Genomic DNA, 19,048 nt, shown 5'->3' with positions numbered 1-19,048 from the left:
ATACCGCGCCGATGGCATCAGGCCGCGCCGGAGAGCTGGTCGCGGATCTGCCGGCATAACGCGTCGGCGGGTGGCACGAGGACGTCCACCAGACGCGACACGGCCGCGGCGTCCGACGCCAGGAGGAGCGGTTCGATCGCCGCGCGAGTGTCCGGTTCAAGGAGCGCGGCCGAGACCAGCGGCGCAAGTGGTCGCATGGCATCGGCTCCCCACCGCGCGTCGTAGGCGTCGTCACCCTTGAGCGGCAGCTCGCCGCCCAGAGCAGCAAGCACCAGCGCCACGTCGTAGTCCGCTCCGTTGCCCCCGGTGCCCACGTTGTCGCAGCGCAGGTCCGGGTCGACCGGTTGCAGGACGTGTCGACGAAGGCGTGAGGACAGGTCGAAGAGGAGGTCGAACTCGTGGGCCTTCGCGATCAGGTCCGCCAGGACGGCACCCCACTCCTCGCGGCACCCCCGATTCAGGGCATCCATCCAGTTGGCTGGTGACGTGGCGACGTCGTGCGCGACGTCGGGCGGGACACAGAGCGGAGGGCTCTCGAACAAAGACACCTCACCTGAGCGCACGACGCGACCGATGGCTGCCTCACCCAGCGCCATCAATGACGCCCCTCCGAGATTGAGGGTGTCGACGGCCACCCCGGTGCCGAGATCGCGCCACACGATTCGGTCGGCCCGCTCGGACACGAGCTCGAACGCGCCCATGGGGACCCCGACCCAGGAGTGGACGTCGCCGGCTAGATCGAGGAGGCGCGGCCCCGCGACGCGTCGCAGGAAGTGGTCGAGACCGCCGCGCTCGTGCAGGATCAGCTGACGGAAGACCCAGTCGTGGCCGATGACCTTGGTCATGGCGTCGTCCGGGTCCACGCCCCAGAGCGTGCTGCGACCACCCCGGATCTCGACGGCGACGTCCGAGGCGTCCGTGTCGCGGCCGGGCCTCGGCTGTGCCGCTTGGGCGATCACCCAGCGCCCCCACACCCAGTCGGGCACCGCGTCGCCGAGGGCCACCAGCTGGCGCAGCCTGCGCACGCGCTGGGGCCGCCACCACGGCCTGCCATCGGGCCCAATGGGCATTCCCTCAACCAAGGCGAGCGCCTTCGCGGCGTTGCCCGCGGCTTCGGCATCGTCGACAGCCAGCATCCGCCGGAGCCAGGGCATCTGGGCCCGGATGTCGACGTCGAATGGCGATGCGAGGGGTCGCACCGGAGACGAATGCGATGTGCGGCTGCGTCCTTTTCGACGGTGACGTGATCGAGGCATGTCCCCACTGAACGGCGTCACGTCGGCGCGGCGCCAGACGCTCCCGCGCATCTGTGGACAACGGCCTCGAGGCGCGACACGACCCGTGGCCCCACCAACCAGGGGGCCACGGGTCGCCGGGGGGTCACGCCAGCACGCCGCCGATCATCAGCACGCCGTCCGGGTCGTACGTCCGGCGCGCGCGCCGCAGCCGGGCGAGGGTCACCTCGTCGTAGGCGTCGACGTACTCCTCGGGCGTGAACGTGAAGTTCGGCAGCCGGTGGCCGCCGACCCACGGCGCCATCGCCTCGAGGATCGCGGCGGCGTGGTCCTCCACACCGGGGATCGCGGCGATGCCGACGACGAGCAGCGAGTACGCCGCGTCGCGCGAGGCAAACGCGGCGGGGTGCTCGCCCGGCCGGGCGTACGCGCCACCGAGCTGGCGCACCTCGACCAGGATCTGCGGAGACGCGACGCCCGGTCCCGTCAGCTCCAGCAAGGCAGAAGCCGCCTCCGCGGGGAACTCGGCGAGCACCTCGGCCGCCTCGTGGGCCGGCGTCGGGTCGAGCGGGTCGGTGTGCACCGAGTCGATCGCGGCGTAGGGCTTCTCGGTGACGTCGTCGAGGATGGCCGGCGCGGCGGCCCGCATCGCGGCGAACCAGCGCTCCCCCTCCTCGGCGGAGCCGGTCCACACGAAGCGGATCGACAGGGTGAGCCGGCCGGCGAGCATCGGCGGCACGCCCTCCATCTCGGGCAGCTGGAAGAGCGCGAACGACGTCGTGCCCTCCTCGGGCAGCTCGGCCGACCACGCGCGCCAGGCCTCGATGACCGCCGGCGCGTCCGCGCCGTCGAACCACGTCGAGCCGCCGTAGAAGCGCGGCTGGTGGACCAGGTCGAACTCGATCGCCGTGACGATGCCCAGCATCCCCTTGCCGCCCCGCAGGGCGAAGAAGAGCTCGGGGTGCTCGGTCGGCGTGACCCTCCGCAGCGCGCCGTCACCGGTCACGACTTCGATGGCGCGGACCTTGTCGATCGCGAGCCCGTGGGTGCGGGCCATCGGGCCGAGCCCGCCGCCGGTGGTGTAGCCGACGATCCCGACGTCGGTGATCGAGCCCGAGAGGGGCGCCAGGCCGTACGGCGCGGCCGCCTCCACGACCTTCAGCCACTTCACGCCGGCTCCGACGCGGGCCCAGCCCTCCTCGGGGTGGATGACGACCTCGTCGAGCTCCTTGGTGGTGACCAGCAGCTCGGTGGTCAGCTCCGCCATCGGGCCGTGGCCGGTGGCCTGCGGGGTGACGCGGATGCCGTGGCGGGCCGCGAACTGCACGGCCTCGACGACGTCCCAGGCGTCGAAGGCGGCCAGGACGGCGGCCGGCTGGACCGGGACGGCGAGGTTCCACGGCGAGACGAGGGCGTCGTACGCCTTGTCGCCGGGCACCGCGACGGTGCCGATCGTGAGTGCGTCCAGCTCCGCGAACGGTACGGCTGCGGGGCTGGTCTGTGCGATGGTCATTGCTTCCTCCGTGTGATGTCGTCGTTGACGTCACGAAGGTGCACCCGGGCACTTGCAGAAGACTTGAGGTCGACTTGAGCCGCGTCGCGGATTCAGTCGTCGGCGGATGCGCGAGGTGCGACAAACACACGATTGGGGTCCACGGACTCACGAATCCGCACCAGCCGCTCGTAGGCCTCTGCCGCGAACCCGCGCCGGGCGGCGGCCTCGTAGGCCATGGAGAGGTACGACGCACGCGACGACCACGGCGCCAGCGAGTCCAGGATCCGCAGGGCGTCCGCCCGGACGGCGTCCCACCCGGTGCCCACGTCGAGGCCGACGCCCAGCACCAGGAACGCGGCCGGCAGATGGTCGAGCGCGCCACCGCGGGGCGAGGGGCGCGAGAGCGCGCCGCCCAGCTGGCGCAGCTCCACGAAGAGCAGGTTGCTGCCGGACTCGGGGCCGGCGGCCTCGACGAGCGCGTCGACCGCGCCCGCGGGGAAGCCCTCGACGAGGACGCTGTTGGCGTAGACCGCGGTGGGCTCCTGCGGGTCCATCTGCAGGTGCGCGATGTCGGGTGCAGGCATCTGCGTGAAGGTGTCGATCTCGGGCTTCAGCGCGCGCAGCGGGGCGATGGAGCGGGCACCCTCCTCGGCGTCGCCGAGCGCGACGGCGTCGATCATCACCATCTTCCGGCCGCGCAGCTCGCCGGGCAGCCACTCGATGTCGGGCACCTGGAAGATCCGCGCGACGCTCGTCACCGACTCGGGGGCGTCCGCCGTCCACTCGCCCCAGGCGGTGAGCACGCGCTGGGCGTGCCGCCAGTCCCACGCCAGCATGCCGGCGTACGCCGTCCGGATCGGCAGCAGGTCGAACTCGAGCGCGGTGACCACCCCGAAGCCGCCGCTGCCGCCGCGGGCCGCCCACAGCAGGTCCGGGTCCTGGTCGTCGGTGGCGCGGACGAACGTCCCGTCGGCGAGCACGAGCTCGACGGCCGTGATCCCGCTGCACTGCAGGCCGTGCTGGCGCGAGTACCAGCTCACGCCGCCACCGAGCGACGAGCCGACGACGCCGACGCCCGGGCTGGACATGTGCTGACCGGCCAGACCGACGCGGCCGGCGCGGGTGACGACGTCGCCCCACAGCACGCCGGCCTCGGCGCGCGCCGTACGACCGGCGGCGTCGACGCGCAGCCCGGTCATCGCCGACGTGCGCAGCAGCACCGCGTCGCCGAGCCGGCCCGCGAGGGGCGGGGCCCCGTGGCCGGTGCCCTGGGGCGCGACCCGGAGGCCGGCCTCCGTGGCGGCGCGGACGATCCGCGCGACCTCGTGCGGGTCGGCCGGGTAGGCGACCGCGGCCGGGTGCTCGTCGACCTGGAGGTTCCACGGCATCCGCGCCTCGTCGTAGAGGGGGTCGCCGGGCAGGTGGACAGCACCGCCCGCCAGTGGGCGTAGACCCTCGGCCTGCTTCACCGTCACCACCTCACGATCTCGGCGCTCCAGCATGGTCAGCAGAACTTGAGGCTGACTTGAGCCGCCGGTTCAGCCGCTCGACGAGCAGGGCGCGCTCGCCGGTGGGGACGTCGGCGTGGATCGCGTCGCGGACGAGTGGGTTCACGAAGTCCAGCGGGTGCCCGTCGCGCAGGATCTCGCTGCGCGCGAGCAGGTCGAGGGCGCTCGCGACCTCCTCCTCAGAGTGCTGCGAGAGGTCGGCGACGCTCCGCAGGTCGGCCATCGGCCCGAGCATGGCGACCGCGCGCGCGACCGTGGTGACCGCGGCCGGCATCCGCCGCAGGCGGAGCGTCACCAGCGAGGTCACCGCGCGCGAGCCCACGGCCCGGACGGTGTCGACGTGGGCGGCGTCGGGCGGGATGCCCTGGTCGGCGAGCGCGCGCAGCAGCTGGCGCAGCAGCAGCGGGTTGCCCGACGTCATCCGGTGGCAGGTGGCGACGAACGCGTCGGCGCCGCGACCGAGCCGGTCGGTGACGAGCGCGGCGGTGCCCTGCTCGGTGAGCGGCTCGGGGCGTACGACGGTCACCGTCTCGTCCGCGACCAGCTCGGCGAGGTCGTCGGCCTGGTGCGACTCGCCGGTGCGCATCGCCAGGACGACGAGGACGGGCAGTCCCTCGAGGCGCCGGACGAGGTACGCGAGGAACTGCAGCGACGCCTCGTCGCACCGCTGGACGTCGTCGACGCACAGCACGAACGGCGCTTCCTCGGCGAGCCGGGTCGTCAGCTCGCACAGCCCTCGCAGCACGGCGAAGCGCTCGTCGCGCGCCAGGACGCCGTCCACCCCGGCGCCGAAGAGCTGCCGGGCCACTCCCCACTCGAAGTCCTGCTCCAGCGCGCTGCACCGCGCCGACCGCACCCAGGTGCCGGCCGCCACGGCGAGGCGGCGGAGCTCCTCGAGCAGCCGCGTCTTGCCGATCCCCGCCGGACCCTCGATGAGCACGCAGCCCGACGTCCCGTCGGCCAGCTCGTCGAGCTTGGTCCTGAGGAGGTCCATCTCGTGGTCGCGGTCGACGAGACCGTCGGGGGTGCGGGGTCGTGGGACCAGCGTCGCCGGGGCGGCGGTCGGTGCGGCCCGCGGCCCGTCGAGGTCGGGCGACTGCGCGAGCACCTCGGCCTCCAGCGCGCGCAGCGCCGGTCCGGGGTCGACACCGAGCTCGTCGGCGAGCACCGTCCGCGCCCGTCGCAGTGCCTCGAGCGCGGCCGCCTGCCGGTGCGCCCGGTAGAGCGCGAGGGTGAGCAGCCGCCAACGCTCCTCGCGCAGCGGGTCCTCCTTGACCAGCGCCTCGAGGTCGCCGATGACGAGCTGCGCCTCCCCGAGCTCGAGCCGGGTGGCGAGCAGCCGCTCGCGGGCGACCCCGCGCAGCTCGGTGAGCCGGGCGACCTCGGCCTCGGCCCACGCCTCCCCGGCGTAGTCGGCGTACGCCGGCCCGCGCCAGGTGCGCAGCGCCGTCTCCAGCGTGCACACCGCGTCCCCCGGCGCCTGGCCCGCCGCCGCCTCGACCGCGGCCTCGAACGCCCACGCGTCCACGGCGTCGGGCGGCAGCCGCAGCACGTAGCCGGGCCCGGCCCGGGCGATGACCCCGTCACGCTGCCGTGCTGTCGCGTCGGGCTGGAGCCGCTTGCGCAGGTGGCTGACGTACGCCTGCAGCGCGCCGCTCGCGTTCGCCGGCGTGTGGTCGCCCCACACGCAGTAGACCAGGTGGTCAGCGGTCACGACCTGGCCACGCTGCATCGCCAGCGCCGCCAGCACGGCGCGCTGGCGTCGCCCGCCGAGGTCCACGACCGCGCCATCCCGGGTGGCCGTGAGCTCGCCGAGCACGTGCAGGTTGAGATCCGGCTGTCCGTCCACCCCATTCCTCGTGTCGACCTCCGTCGAGGATAGGGCGCTTCGACGGCTGTCCGCGGCCCCGATTCTGGGCACGCTGCGCCACTCCTCAAGTGGGCTCCAAGTCGACGCCAAGGCCTCCGCGCGACGGTGGTCTCCTCGAACGAACACGTCAGGAGCACACCGATGAACCGCACCACCCGTCTCACCGCCCTGGCCGTCACCGCGCTCGCCGTGCCGGCCATCGCCTCCCCCGCCGTCGCCGCGCCCAAGCCCCTCGTGGACCTCCGCGGCGCCGACGTCGGCACGTACGCCCTGGACGCGGCCGGCACCGCGCACCTCTCGGGGTCCGTCACCGGCGACCCCTTCGACGGCGCGTACGTCGCCACGCTGGCCGCCGACGACGGCTCGCTGCCCGCACCCGGCTCGTGCGAGCCCGCCACCGGCACGCTCGACGTGACGTCGCCGAAGCGGACGCTGTCCCTCGACGCCGTCGGCGAGGTGTGCGGCGAGTACGCCGACGCGACCTACGTAGTCACCCACCGCTTCGTGGGCCGCTACGTCGTCGCCGACGCCACGCAGCGCAAGCTGCGCGGCACCGACGGCTGGGTCTCGCTCATCCTGGCCACCGAGGGACGGGCCAACGTGGAGGCCTTCGACTCCTGAGGCTGCGGACCGCGGTCACGCCCGGGCGGACGGCAGCACGCCGTCGCCCGGGCGCACCACGCCGGTCTCGTAACCGAGGACCACGACCTGCACCCGGGTGGAGAGGCCGAGCTTGGTCAGGATGCGGTTCACGTGGGTCTTCACGGTCGCCTCCGAGATCACCAGCTGCGCCTGGATGTCGGCGTTGGCCAGGCCGCGGGCCATCAGGACGAACACCTCCCGCTCGCGCTCGGTGAGCACGTCGAGCGCGGCGTCGCTCCCCCGCGGCCGGCGCACGTGGTCCTCGATGAGGCGCCGGGTCAGGGCGGGAGCCAGGAGCGCCTCACCGGCGACCACGGTCTCGATGCCGGCGACCAGCCGCTCGGGAGGGGTGGCCTTGAGGAGGAACCCCGCGGCGCCCGCCCGGAGCGCGCCGTAGACGTAGGCGTCGATGTCGTACGTCGTCAGCACCAGCACCCGGGTCGGCCCGCCTCCGGCGACGATCTCCCGGGTCGCGGCGATGCCGTCGAGCACCGGCATCCGGACGTCCATCAGCACCACGTCGGGCACGTGCGCGGCGACCGACCGCACGGCCTCCCGGCCGTCACCGACCGCGTCGACGACGTCGATCCCGCGCGCCTCGAGCACCAGCTGCAGGCCGCTGCGGACGAGGTCCTGGTCGTCGGCGATGACCACCCGGGTCGGCGCCGTCACGTCGCGTCCACCGGCAGGCTCGCGTCCACCTCGTACCGACCGTCGGTGACCCCGTGGACGAGGTGGCCGCCGAGCACGTGGACCCGTTCGGCGATGCCCAGCAGCCCGAGCCCGCTCCCCTGGCCGGAGCGCCCGTCGACCTGGTTGGCGGCACGGATCCGCACCATGTCGGAGTCGCAGCTGATCGTGACCTCCGCGCGTCGGTCGGCGCCGTAGCGCAGGGCGTTGGTCAGGGCCTCCTGCACGATGCGGTACGCCGACACGTCCACGCCGGCGGGCAGCTCGGGGGCCGGGTCGGCCAGCTGCAGGTCCACCTCGAGACCGTCGACGCGGAAGCGCTCGACCAGCTCGGGCAGCTGGGCCAGCCCCGGGGCCGGCGCCAGTCCGAGCTCGTCCGCGCTGTCGCGGATCAGGTGCAGGAGCCGCCCCGTCTCGGCGAGCGCCTGTCGCCCGGTGGCGGCGACGACGTCCAGGGCCCGGGCGGCCCTGTCCGGATCCGTGCGGAGGAGGTCCTGGGCGGCGGCCGTCTGCACCACCATCGCGCTGACCGAGTGGGCGATCACGTCGTGCAGGTCGCGGGCTATCCGGTCGCGCTCGTCGCGGACCGCCTGCTCCCGGATCAGGTCCTGCCGGCGCTCGAGCTCGGCGGCCTGCGCGGCCAGCCGCTGCGTCACCCGCCCCAGGACGTACGGCGGGACGAGCAGCGAGGCCACGAAGAAGACGTCGGTGACGTCGTTGTCCCGCTCGTCGGTGAAGAGGTAGTCGGAGGCGAGCAGCACCATGAGCACGCCGAGCACGAGCAGGCCGCCGTAGCTGGGCACCCACCGCGCAAGCGAGTAGGCCACGACGGCCAGGACCATGATCGGCGCCGCGAGGTCGTCCAGCTCGGCGCCGAACCAGGGGGTGAACAGGGTCAGCGTCCCGGCCACCAGCGCGGACAGCACCGTCCACCGACGACGCGGGACGAGGGCCAGGCAGGCCGCGACCGCCAGCACGGCTGCCGCGACGGCTCCCTCGGGTCGTACGAGGACGATCTCGAGCAGGGACGCCGCGGCGATGACCGCCGGGACGCCCCAGTCGGTCACGGTCGACGGCGCGCGCCCTCTCACACGTCGAGGCTACGCGGCTCGGCTCCCGGCTTCCGTCAAACCAGGGGTTGATCGCAGATCGGACCCCACGCCGATGCGGCGCGCCCCGCGACCGGTCGATGGTGGAGGTCCGTCGAGCGAAGGAGCAGCCATGTCGCTTCTCACCATCTTGGACCGGCCCGAGCACCAGCGCCGGATCGGCCGCCTCGCCTGGGTGATGGCGTGGGTCGGACTCGTCGTCGGCCAGCTGCACGCGCTCGCCCGGGTCGCCACCAGGGACGGCGCGTCCGACGCGGACGAGGGGCTCATGCACCTCTGGGCCGAGCCGGCGTCGACGGCGCTCGCGCCGCTGCTCGACTGGTCCTCGCCCGCCGTGGTCTACCTGACCTACGGCAAGGTCTGGGGCCCCGTCGTCGGGGCAGCGACGCTGGCCGCGTTCGTCGTCCACCGTCGGCGGTCCGTCGCCGGGTTTCGCGGGGCCGAGCGCTGGGCGTGGCGCATCACCCTGACCGCGCTGGTGCTGGCCACGGTCGGGTGCTTCGCCGAGTACTGGACCCAGTGGGGCGACGGCAACGAGCGACTCCTCGAGGCGGTCTTCGTCGTCCTCATCCCGGTCCTGCTGCTCACGATGGTCGCCTCGACCTTCCTGGGCATCGTGCTGATCCGACGCGGCCTCGGTCTGCCGGCGTGGCTGCTCGCGCTCACCTTCCCGGGGCTGTTCGTGATCTCGGAGGTGACGTCGCTCGGCAGCGTGTTCTTGCCGATCTCCTTCGCGTTCGGGATCCTCGGCCGCCGGATCGCCCGTGAGCGTGACTCCGCGACAGCCGTGTCGTCGTCCCGGGCGGCACCGGTCGTCCACTGACCGACGCGGCGGTGGTCCGCAAACGGGGTGGGCGCGCCGAACGCCCGCCGGAGGTGGGGTCCTCCGGCGGGCGTCCGATCCGTCCGACAGGATGCGGGCGTGCGTATCGGGACGTGGAACCTCGCCGGCCGGTGGTCGGACGATCATCGACGGCTCCTGCTCGAGGCCGACTGCGACGTCTGGCTGCTGACGGAGGTCAACGAGCGGACGAGCCTTCCCGGCTTCGCCGTGCACCTGTCGGCCGCGCCAATGGCGGCCCGCCGGCGCTGGGCCGCGGTCGCCAGCCGGCTGCCGATGGTCTCAAGCCCCGACCCGCACCCCGCGAGCGCGGCCGCCCAGGTCGGTGCGACGACGTACGTCAGCTCGGTGCTGCCGTGGCGCAGTGCCCGATCAGGGCCGGTGTGGGTCGGCGAGCGTCACGCCGACAAGACCGCGCATGCCGTCGACGACCTGCTGCTGCGGCTTCGCGCCGCCCCGTCCCTGGTGTGGGGCGGCGACTGGAACCACGCGCTGACCGGCAAGGAGCACGCGGGGTCGAAGGCCGGTCGGGACGCGATCACCGGCGCCCTCGACGAGCTCGGCCTGGTCGTGCCGACGACCTACCTGCCGCACGCGATCGAGGGCCTGCTCAGCATCGACCACGTCGCCGTGCCTGCGGGGTCGGCTGCGTCCACGTGGCGGGTCGTGGCGAGGCGCGGGGGCAAGCGCCTCTCGGACCACGACGCGTACGTCGTCGACGCGCAGGAGGCGTGAACCGTGCCCGACCCGGACACGTTGGCCGTGCCACCGCTGCGCGTCCACCAGCGTGAGGCGCTCGAGGCGCTCGCCCGCGCGTGGGACGACGCGGACCACCCGCGGGCCTGGGTCGTGCTGCCTCCCGGCGCGGGCAAGACCCGTGTCGGCCTCGAGGCCGTCGCCGGCGAGCTCCGCACACATCCCGACACGCGCGCCGTCGTGCTCGCCCCCAACACCGCCATCCAGTCCCAGTGGATCGCCGAGGCTCGGACGTTGGGGCTCGACGCGAGCGACGACACGTCACTCGCCAGTCCGCTGACCTGCCTGACCTACCAGTCCCTGGCCGTCTTCGACTCCGAAGCCACGGACGCCGACGCGAACACCGTCGTCGACCGGCTCCACCCCAACGGCGTCGCCCTCTTCGAGCGGATCCGCGCCCAGACCCGCCTGGTGCTCGTCCTCGACGAGTGCCACCACCTGCTCGAGGTGTGGGGGCGCCTGCTCGCCGAGCTGCTCGACGCCGTCGGCCGCGCGCACGTCCTGGCGCTCACCGCGACTCCGCCCGAGAGCCTCGCCGGCGAGCAGCGCGCCCTCGTCGACCAGCTCTTCGGGAACATCCGCTACCGCGTCTCGGTGCCGGCGGTGGTGAAGGAGGGCCACCTCGCGCCGTTCGACGAGCTCGTCTGGCTGACCACCCCCACGCCCACCGAGGAGGACTGGCTCACCAGCGAGGCGCTGCGCTTCACCGAGCTCACCGCCCTGCTCACCACCCCGGGCTTCGGTTCGGTCGGGTTCTACGAGTGGCTCACCACCCGGTTCGTCGAACCGGTCCCCGCCACGACCACCTGGGCGGCGCTCGCCGAGCGCGAGCCCGACCTGTGCGACGGCGCCCTGCGCATGCACCACGCCGGCCTGCTCGCCCTGCCCGTCGGCGCCCGGTTGCGCGAGGAGCACCGGCACGCCCCGTCGGCCGAGGACTGGGTCCGGCTCCTCGGCGACTGGCTGCTCCACCACGTCGCCGAGTCCGACGACCCGGCCGACGCAGAGGTGCTCGCGGTGGTGAGGGCCGCGCTGCCGTCGGTGGGCTACCAGTGGACGCGTCGCGGCGTACGCCGTGGGCGCTCCACCGTCGACCGCGTGCTCGCCCGGTCGTACGCCAAGCCCGGCGCCGCCGCGCAGATCATCGCTGCCGAGCACGCCGCCCTTGGCGACCGCGCGCGGGTGCTGGTGCTGTGCGACCACGAGCGCGCGGCCGCGACGGTGCCGGTCACCCTGGACGGGGTCCTCGATGCCGAGGCCGGATCGGCGATCGCGGCACTCGAGGCGCTGCTGGCAGACCCGAGCACCGCCCTTCTCGACCCGATGCTGGTCACCGGGTCCGTCGTCGCCGCGTCCGAGTCGACGCTGCACGACCTCGTCGCCTTCGTCGCCGGCCGCGACCCCGACCTGGCCTCGCGGCTCCGCGTCGAGACGAGCGCCGGCCCGGTCGCGACGTGCACGTCCGGATGGACCTCGCGCACCTGGGTCACCCACGTCACCGCGTTCTTCGAGGCCGGCCGCACGCAGGTCCTCGTCGGCACCCGCGGCCTCCTCGGCGAGGGCTGGAACGCCCGCGGCGTGTCCACCCTCATCGACCTGACCACCGCGACCACCCTGACGGCCGTCGTCCAGACGCGGGGCCGGGCGCTGCGCACCGACCCGACCTGGCCGGACAAGGTCGCCACCAACTGGACCGTCGTGTGCGTGTCGGAGGCGCACCCCAAGGGCGACAACGACTGGTCCCGGCTGGTCCGCAAGCACCAGGGGTTCCACGGCATCGACGCCGACGGCGACATCGTCGACGGGGTCGCCCACATCGACGCGTCCTTCTCCCCCTACGCGCCTCCGCCGGTCGACTCGTTCGACGCCCTGAACGCCCGCATGCTCGTCGCTGCCGCCGACCGCGACGCGATCCGCGACGCCTGGGAGGTGGGTGAGCCCTACCAGGACGTCACGCTCGCGTCGTTGCGCGTACGCCGCCCCGCCTCGGACATCACGCCGCTCGACGAGGTCGTCACGCTCACGCCTGCCCCGCCGACGTGGCGGCTGACCTCGGACGGCATGACGACCGAGGCCCCGGTGCCCGAGACCAGCTGGCGTACGTCGTGGGTGCTCGCCGCGGGCTCGGCCGGCGCCGGTGCCGCCTCGTTCGCCGTCGGCGACTGGGCGCTCGTGGCCGGCGCCGTCGGCGGGCTCGCCGCCCTCGGCCGGAGTGCGGTCACCGGACGCGCGCAGGCGGACGACCTCACGTCGTGGGTGCGAGAGCAGGTCGCCCGGACGGCAGCCGTCCCGCCGCTGGAGGCGGTCGCGGCGGCAGTCGCGGACGCTCTCGCCGCGGCCGGGCTGACGAGCATCGGCGCGTCGGCGCTCGCGGTCGAGGTCCACCCGGGCGGGGAGTACCGCTTCCGCCTCGTCGGCACCGAGGACGACGCCGCGGTGTTTGCAGCCGCGTTCGACGAGGCGATCGGACCGGTCGGCGCCCCGCGCTACCTCGTGTCCCGCTATACCGACGCGCAGTTGCCGGGCCGCCCGATCCGTACGCGCCGGGGCGCCCGATCGGCGCTGCTGGCCGCCGGGCCCACCGGCGAGGCGTGGCACCCGGTCCCGACCGTCCTCGGCCGCAACGCCACCAACGCCGGCCACTACCTCGACGCCTGGCGCAGGTGGGTCGGCGAGGGCCGCCTGCTGGCTGCCGCCAAGCCGGAGGGTGCTGGGATCGTGGCCGCGGTCTCGGGTGAGGACCCGTTCGCAGCCACCACGGTCATGCGGCGCCACTGGTCCTGACGCGTGGTCACCCGGCGTGGTCGAGGCGTCCGTTGACCCCGAGCTGCGCGAGGTCGGCCGCCGCGAGACCGGCCGTCCAGCCCTCGCTGTTGCTCACGGTCGTGCTCCTGCCGACGCTGTGCGGCACCAGCCGGACGAACTCCTCGGCGACCTTCGCCTCCTGCGACCGGAGCACGGGGAGCAGGTCGGCACCGGTGGCGCGGGCGGCCTCGATGTTGGCCCGCTCCAGCCGGTCCGCGATGCGGAGGGCGTAGGCGGTGAGGAAGGACTGGCGGAACGACTTCATCCGCGTCGTCCCGGTCGCGCTGGTGCGGCGACCGTGGCGCAACATCGCAGCATCCGCCTGCACCAGCAGGGAGGTCACCATCAGCTCGACCGCGTCGAGGTCGGACGCGGACCCGACCACCACGCTGAACCCGAGCTGGTCCGCACCCGCCGCACGGCACCGGTTGGCCGAGGCCACGGCCGAGACCAGCAGTGTCTTGGCCCGCACGTAGGGCCTGTCGAGCCACAGGCGCCGCACCCGCAGGTCGCTGCGTCCGCTCGCGGGCCCGTCATCGAGCAGCTGGTCCAGCGCGTAGCGGGAGATGAGCTCCTGCGCCTTGGCCGACAACGCCTCGGCCTCCTCGTCGAACTCGGTGGACTCGGCCTTGGCGAGCAGCGCCCGGACCCGCGCGAGCTTCGGGTGCTCCGGACCCGTCTGCTCAGCGGTGCCGGCGATCGCATCGGTCAGCCGGGGCGCGACGTTGAGCAGGGCGACCAGTCCGAGCAGCGCAGCGACAGGCTCGCCGGGACCCAGCGCGAGTGCCGGCTCGTCGAGTGCGTCGACCGCGTCCCGCCATGCCTGAGCACATGCACTGCTGCGCTCGTGCTCGCGCAGCGCCGTCGCCAGCAGCGGGAGGTGCGCCGGGCCGAGGTTGCGCATGACCAGCTCGCCGAGGTCTGACGGCGACCACCCGCCGTCCACCACGTGGCCGAGCACCACGTGCGCCAGGTCGTGCAGCACGATCTCGACCACGTGCCTCGGGTGGGGCGCGGCCCTCGTGACGAGGTGCTGCGCGACTCGCGCGACCTCGTCGGAGCTGAGCTTTTTGCGGATGAGCTGTCGCAGTGCGTGGTGCACGTGCGCCTCGACGACCGCGTAGGCCCGCGCAGCGTCCCAGCTCTCACCGGCCCGCGTCGGGTCCTCACCGGGCTGCTCGTTCCGCTCCTGCGTGCGCTGCCGCGCTGCCTTCCGCTTCCTGCTGTTGGCGCCCATGTGGTCCCCCTTCGTGGTCCGCAGGACGCTACGACGCTTCACCGACAGCCGCGGCGCTCCCTCCACAGGGCGGATCAGGCGCCCCCCGCCCACCGCCGGCGCGTCGCCGTCCGCGCCGACGCGCAGTGGACGGCGTACCGGGGCAAGCACCAAGACGACAGGACCGGTCACCCCGCAGGGGCACGGTCGGGGCGGACGTGCTGTCGGCCCACCGAGCCCGCTGGCTCCGGTCCTGCCGTCTCGACGACCACCCAACCAGCGCGGGCCCGCGCCGCCGCAGGGCCGAAAGGCCCTACCCACCCGGGCAACATGGCGGCCACCGGCGCTCGTCCCGCCGTACGCTGGCGGCGTGCGCCAGCTCCCACGAGCCACGCCCATGAGCCAGGGTGTCGACCCGGCCGGGGTCCTGGCGTTCGTGAGCGCGGTCGACGCTGACCCGAGCGTCGAGCTCCACGGGCTGATGGTGCTCCGGCGGGCACGTCGTCGCCGAGGGCTGGTGGGCGCCACACACGGCCGAGCGGACGCGGCTGGTCTACTCGCTGAGCAAGAGCTTCACATCGACGGCCCTGGCGTTCGCGGTGGACGAGGGACTGGTCGGCCTCGACGACACGGTGCTGCAGCACTTCCCGGAGTACGCCGACGAGATCGTCGATGCGCGCAGCCGGTCGCTCACCCTGCGGCACCTCATCTCGATGTCCAGCGGCCACGACCGGGAGATGTGGCCGGAGGCCGTGGCGCGGGACCGCGAGGACCCGGTCCGCGGGTTCCTGCTGATTCCACCGGAGGCGACCCCGGGCAGCGTCTTCGCCTACAGCCAGCCCTGCACCTACACCGTCGCCGCTGTGATCCAGCGCGTGACGGGGCAGCGGCTGAGCGAGTACCTCGGTCCGCGGCTGCTCCAGCCGCTCGGGATCGACCCGGTCGCCTGGTTCTGCCTGCCGCCGGGACGCGAACAGGGCTTCAGCGGTCTCTTCGCCCGCGCCGAGGACGTGGCGAAGCTCGGCCAGCTCTACCTCCAGCGCGGCCGTTGGGGCGGGCAGCAGCTGATCCCCGAGTCGTACGTCGCCCAGGCGACGTCCCGGGCGGTGGCCACAGTGGATGCGGATGCATATAAGGTCGACTGGAGCCAGGGCTACGGCTACGGCTTCTGGATGTCGCGGCACGGCTACCGCGGCGACGGCGCCTTCGGCCAGTTCTGCCTGGTGCTGCCGGAGCAGGACGCCGTGGTCGCCATCACCGGCGGCACCGAGGCGATGCAGACGGTCCTGGACCACGTCTGGGAGCACCTGCTCCCCAGCCTCGGTGGCGGGACCGAGATCACCGAGGACGCACACCCACGCCTGGTGGAGAGGCTCCGCACGCTGCGCCTGCCTCCCTGCCCGGGTGCGCCGGCGCCGCCGCGGTGGGAGGACTGGAGCGGCACGACGTTCTCGGTGGTGGGTTCCTCCGCTGCCGAGATTGTGTCCACGCTGTCGTCCGTCGCGGTGGAGACGGCGCACGGCAGCGTCGGCCTCACGCTCCACGAGCCGGACAACGCCCTGACCTTCGCAGCGGGCGCCGGCGAGTGGCTCGTCTCCGAGCCGAGCGACGCCTCAGGGGACGCCGTACCTGTTGCGGCATCGGTCGGCTGGATCGACGACGACACCTTCCGCGTCGAGGCGATCTTCCTCGAGACACCTCATCGCCTGGACGTCGAGTGCTCCCTCTCGACCGGGACCGCGCGAGCCACGTGGCGCGGTACGCCGCTGGACGGCGGCAGGCTTAAGAGGCTGCACCGCCCGCGATAGCGGCCGCTCACACCCCCAGCCGCCGTGCCACGTCGGGTCCGCCGACCCGACGCACCGTCTCCGGCTCGCCGACGACGACCAGCTCGTCGGTCGCGCGCGACATCCCGACGTAGAGCCGCTCGCGCGCGCGGTCGCGGGACCCGTCCTCGTTGAGGCAGAGCACCACTGCGCGGCGCTCGAGCCCCTTGCAGCCGAGGACGTGGCCGTAGAAGACGTCGTCGTCCCAGTAGGTGCGCCAGTAGCCCTCCTGGTCGTGGAAGTCGGTCCGCTCGACCTGGATCGGGTGCCGATGTCCGGTGGTCAGCAGCGCGACGTGCTGGGGGTCCCATCCAGCGTCGAGCAGCCGGTCGACCTCGTCGTCCGCGACGTCGAGCGGGTCATCGTCGCCGACGTCGATGAAGCGGACCGTCGGACCCTCGCCGCCACGCGAGTACATCCGGCTCGGCGCGAGCGGCCCGAACGACTCGTGGATCTGCTTGGTGTTGCGGAGGTTGTGGTCGAGCACGAGCGGGACCAGCGCGACCGGCGGGCGGCCGAAGCGGGCGAAGATCCGTTGGTTCTCGTCGGAGTAGACGAACAGGCCGCCCTCCTCCTCGTCGCGCAACGCGCGCAGCACGGGCGTCCACCACGAGTCGGCGAAGTCCTGGGCCTCGTCGACGATGACCGCGTCGTACTTGTGGTTGTCGGGAAGCGCCGCGGCGAGCTCGGCCATCTCGGCCGGCAGCCGCTCCTCCCAGAACTCACTGTCCTGGCGGTCGCCATCAGTGGCTCCCCACTGGCGCCCGAAGTCGTGGAAGGTGCCAACGAAGGCAGGTCGGTGGCGGTGGTGCCAGGTGGCGACCTCGCGCTTGAGGTGCTCGGCAAGCCCGATCGAGTAGCAGAGCACGGCGGCCCGCTGCGGCTTGCGGTCCTGCCCGCCACGGGTCAGCTCCTTTGCCTGCTGGAGGGCGAGCACGGTCTTGCCGCTGCCGGCGCCACCGCGCACTTCTACGCGGTGGAGCAGCCGGGTCACTTGGAGGATGGTGGCCTGCTCGAGCGTGAGCCGGTCCGCGACGCCGGCTCGCTCGTCGGCCTCGGCGCGGATGTCGTACGACGTGGGCAGCCGACCCGTGAGGATGTCGACGATCGCGTCGACGTCGTCGGCGGTCGCGACCCGCTGGCCGTGGGTCATCTTCTGGGCGTTCTGCCGCAGCCGGCCGACGAGGTGCTCCTGGTCCTTGGTGTCGTGGAGCGACCAGCGCGGCAGGTCGGTCAGAGCGAAGTCGGCGTCGAACTCGGAGTACGGCGTGACGACCGCGTGCGCCCATGCGACGCGGGTGCGGCTCCCCCAGCGCTCGTCGCGCTCGACGTAGGCACGCAGGGCGTACTTGCCGTCGCGGGCCTGGTCGACCGGGTGGATGACCGCCTCGCGGCCGCGGCGCTTGATGCGCCAGCCGTCGTCCCACCAGACGCTGCCGCCCTTGACCTCGAGCGCCACGATGCCGATGTCGGGCATGAGGACGACGATGTCGACCTCGTGGTCCTTGGTCTCGTCGGTGAGGCGCAGGTTGGTGATGAGCACGTCGTCGTCACCGAGGCCGTCACGCAGCCGCTCCCACACCGCCTGCTCGGACTCGGTGGTGAAGGTCGGCTGCTCCGGGATCAGGCGAGGCATGCGGACACCCCATCACCGACGCGCCCGTCTCGTCCGGCGAACGCGCTCACCGGCCGGTCCCGGCCTCGTCCTCGTCGAACAGCGCGAGCTGGTCGAGCTGCACCTTGCGCACCGGCGCGTCGACGATGAGGCGGAGGGCGGCACGCATGCGAGCCGTGAGCTCGCGCATGTACTCCTGCCGCGCACGCGCCACCTGCTCGTCGCGGTGGCGCCCCTCGTCCTTCGCCCGCCGCACCTTGCTCCGCACCTCGCGGCGGCGCTGCTCGGTGATGCGGATCGCCTTCAGCAGCAGCCCCGTGTCGTGGTGGAAGATCCGTGCCATCGTGGCCGGCTCGACCGACCCGCGCTGGGCGCGCTCGAGCTCGACCATCACGGCGTAGGCCGTGCCGAACCGGCTCGGCGTCTTCGCGCGATCCTGGTCCCGCCGGGGTGCGAGCGCCGTCGCTATCTCGCCGGCCCACTGGTCGACCTGCCCGAGGAGCCGCTCGGCCTCAGCTGTCACCGCGCGGAGCGTCACTGCCTCCACGCATATCTCCCGCGTCACGGAGATGCGGCCCTCGCGGAGCACGAAGGTCAGGCCGAACTCCGTCTGGTTGCGGCGATTGACCTCCTCCAGCGCGACGGCGGTGTCGGTGACGTCGCCGAGCAAGCAGCAGTGCAGGAGGATGCGCGGGCTCGCGTTGTTGACCGACACCCAGAGGACGTTGTGCTCGGTGACCAGCGGGAGGTCGCCGTCGCTGTCCCACGCCGGCGCCTCGTCGTAGAGACCAGCGACGGCGCGGTCCACGACCTCTCGCACCTCGTCGACCGAGGAGGGGCGGACGACCTGGTCGGGGTCGGGGTCGCTGCTCGCCGGCGTCTGCTGCGCCGCGGCTTCCGGCTCCAGACCGCCGGCCTCGAGGTAGACCGGGTGCAGCACGCCGTAGACCTCGTGCAGCGCGCGCACGATCATGACCGCCGCCCGGTCCGCCTCACGCGGCTCGAGGTCGATCCAGAAGTTGGTCTCGTCCTCGGACCAGTCCTCGGCCTCGGGGCGATGGAAGCCGAGCCGCTCCAGCGCACGCTCCTGCGCCTCGTCGAGCTCGTGCTCGACCGCGAGGTAGACGTTGCTCACCGCCTCGACGCGCACCATCCCAGTGCTACCGGCCACCTGGCAGTAGGGCGCTGCACCGTTCTCTTGCGGCTGCCGCAGCTCCACCACGATCGAGTCACCCTCGGCCATCTCGGCCACGTGGTCGGCGAGCCGCTGGCGGAACTCCCGCCAAGCTGCCTCAACCGCGTCGTCCAGCTGCCCATGCATGCTTCGACCCCCATCTGGATCGCCCCCGCGATCCCCACGAAGACGACTCTAGGGATGACCACCGACAGTCAACGCAGGTCATGCGTGGCGAATGAACCAACCCGATTCCCACTCTCAAC

14 protein-coding genes are annotated in these 19,048 nt (G+C 73.2%); 5 read left to right on the top strand and 9 right to left on the bottom strand.

From position 1 onward, the window contains the following. Positions 1–17: 17 nt before the first annotated feature. The 4 genes from NYO98_RS11130 to NYO98_RS11115 form a co-directional block, all read right to left on the bottom strand. Positions 18–1,136 (bottom strand): hypothetical protein, encoded by a 1,119-nt coding sequence (locus tag NYO98_RS11130; protein WP_268111746.1) that lies wholly within the window; start codon positions 1,134–1,136, stop codon positions 18–20. 244 nt (positions 1,137–1,380) lie between these two features. Continuing rightward, the gene (locus NYO98_RS11125; protein ID WP_268111745.1) at positions 1,381–2,748 is read right to left on the bottom strand and encodes an FAD-binding oxidoreductase; all 1,368 of its coding nucleotides are present in this window, start codon (positions 2,746–2,748) and stop codon (positions 1,381–1,383) included. Positions 2,749–2,840: 92 nt separating this feature from the next. Then, the gene (locus NYO98_RS11120) at positions 2,841–4,205 is read right to left on the bottom strand and encodes an FAD-binding oxidoreductase (protein ID WP_268111744.1); all 1,365 of its coding nucleotides are present in this window, start codon (positions 4,203–4,205) and stop codon (positions 2,841–2,843) included. Between the two features lie 4 nt (positions 4,206–4,209). Then, entirely contained in the window at positions 4,210–6,087 is a 1,878-nt protein-coding gene (locus NYO98_RS11115) for a BTAD domain-containing putative transcriptional regulator (protein ID WP_268111743.1), read from the bottom strand. Positions 6,088–6,249: 162 nt separating this feature from the next. On the opposite strand from NYO98_RS11115, the gene NYO98_RS11110 reads away from it, so the two are divergent. Further along, entirely contained in the window at positions 6,250–6,729 is a 480-nt protein-coding gene (locus NYO98_RS11110; protein ID WP_268111742.1) for a hypothetical protein, read from the top strand. Positions 6,730–6,744: 15 nt separating this feature from the next. Here NYO98_RS11110 and NYO98_RS11105 read toward each other — a convergent pair whose 3' ends face one another. Together NYO98_RS11105 and NYO98_RS11100 are read right to left on the bottom strand one after the other, a co-directional pair. Beyond that, positions 6,745–7,422 (bottom strand): response regulator, encoded by a 678-nt coding sequence (locus tag NYO98_RS11105; RefSeq protein ID WP_268111741.1) that lies wholly within the window; start codon positions 7,420–7,422, stop codon positions 6,745–6,747. Beyond that, a complete protein-coding gene (locus tag NYO98_RS11100; protein ID WP_268111740.1) occupies positions 7,419–8,531 on the bottom strand; it encodes a sensor histidine kinase in 1,113 nt (370 codons plus the stop codon). Before NYO98_RS11100 ends, NYO98_RS11105 begins: the two co-directional genes overlap by 4 nt. Positions 8,532–8,661: 130 nt before the next feature. Between NYO98_RS11100 and NYO98_RS11095 the strand changes: the two genes are divergently transcribed. The 3 genes from NYO98_RS11095 to NYO98_RS11085 all read left to right on the top strand — a co-directional run bounded on the left by NYO98_RS11095 (position 8,662) and on the right by NYO98_RS11085 (position 12,930). After that, complete coding sequence (locus NYO98_RS11095; protein WP_268111738.1) at positions 8,662–9,372, top strand: hypothetical protein; 711 nt, start codon at positions 8,662–8,664, stop codon at positions 9,370–9,372. Between the two features lie 99 nt (positions 9,373–9,471). Then, the gene (locus tag NYO98_RS11090) at positions 9,472–10,125 is read left to right on the top strand and encodes an endonuclease/exonuclease/phosphatase family protein (protein ID WP_268111737.1); all 654 of its coding nucleotides are present in this window, start codon (positions 9,472–9,474) and stop codon (positions 10,123–10,125) included. A 3-nt stretch (positions 10,126–10,128) separates the two neighbouring features. Continuing rightward, positions 10,129–12,930, top strand: coding sequence for a DEAD/DEAH box helicase (locus tag NYO98_RS11085; protein WP_268111736.1), 2,802 nt, complete (start codon positions 10,129–10,131; stop codon positions 12,928–12,930). Positions 12,931–12,937: 7 nt separating this feature from the next. On the opposite strand, the gene NYO98_RS11080 is transcribed toward NYO98_RS11085, so the two are convergent. Further along, positions 12,938–14,188 (bottom strand): DUF2786 domain-containing protein, encoded by a 1,251-nt coding sequence (locus tag NYO98_RS11080; protein WP_268111735.1) that lies wholly within the window; start codon positions 14,186–14,188, stop codon positions 12,938–12,940. A gap of 527 nt (positions 14,189–14,715) precedes the next feature. On the opposite strand from NYO98_RS11080, the gene NYO98_RS11075 reads away from it, so the two are divergent. Further along, the gene (locus NYO98_RS11075) at positions 14,716–15,975 is read left to right on the top strand and encodes a serine hydrolase domain-containing protein (RefSeq protein WP_268112215.1); all 1,260 of its coding nucleotides are present in this window, start codon (positions 14,716–14,718) and stop codon (positions 15,973–15,975) included. 7 nt (positions 15,976–15,982) lie between these two features. Here NYO98_RS11075 and NYO98_RS11070 read toward each other — a convergent pair whose 3' ends face one another. Both NYO98_RS11070 and NYO98_RS11065 read right to left on the bottom strand, forming a co-directional pair. Beyond that, positions 15,983–17,629, bottom strand: a complete 1,647-nt coding sequence (locus NYO98_RS11070; RefSeq protein ID WP_268111734.1) for a nuclease-related domain-containing DEAD/DEAH box helicase — start codon at positions 17,627–17,629, stop codon at positions 15,983–15,985. A gap of 46 nt (positions 17,630–17,675) precedes the next feature. Further along, positions 17,676–18,929, bottom strand: coding sequence for a TY-Chap domain-containing protein (locus NYO98_RS11065; protein WP_268111733.1), 1,254 nt, complete (start codon positions 18,927–18,929; stop codon positions 17,676–17,678). Between the last annotated feature and the right edge of the window lie 119 nt (positions 18,930–19,048).

Origin of the sequence: Nocardioides pini, from assembly GCF_026712185.1 — a bacterium.
Taxonomy (GTDB): Bacteria; Actinomycetota; Actinomycetes; order Propionibacteriales; family Nocardioidaceae; genus Nocardioides; species Nocardioides pini.
This window is presented reverse-complemented; position numbering and strand designations above follow the sequence as displayed.

Bases quoted from the DNA above. Each gene is read 5' to 3' on its own strand.
- NYO98_RS11130 (WP_268111746.1), bottom strand. From the start codon at position 1,136: ATGCTGGCTGTCGACGATGCCGAAGCCGCGGGCAACGCCGCGAAGGCG.
- NYO98_RS11125 (WP_268111745.1), bottom strand. From the start codon at position 2,748: ATGACCATCGCACAGACCAGCCCCGCAGCCGTACCGTTCGCGGAGCTG.
- NYO98_RS11110 (WP_268111742.1), top strand. From the start codon at position 6,250: ATGAACCGCACCACCCGTCTCACCGCCCTGGCCGTCACCGCGCTCGCC.
- NYO98_RS11095 (WP_268111738.1), top strand. From the start codon at position 8,662: ATGTCGCTTCTCACCATCTTGGACCGGCCCGAGCACCAGCGCCGGATC.
- NYO98_RS11080 (WP_268111735.1), bottom strand. From the start codon at position 14,188: ATGGGCGCCAACAGCAGGAAGCGGAAGGCAGCGCGGCAGCGCACGCAG.
- NYO98_RS11070 (WP_268111734.1), bottom strand. From the start codon at position 17,629: ATGCCTCGCCTGATCCCGGAGCAGCCGACCTTCACCACCGAGTCCGAG.
- NYO98_RS11065 (WP_268111733.1), bottom strand. From the start codon at position 18,929: ATGCATGGGCAGCTGGACGACGCGGTTGAGGCAGCTTGGCGGGAGTTC.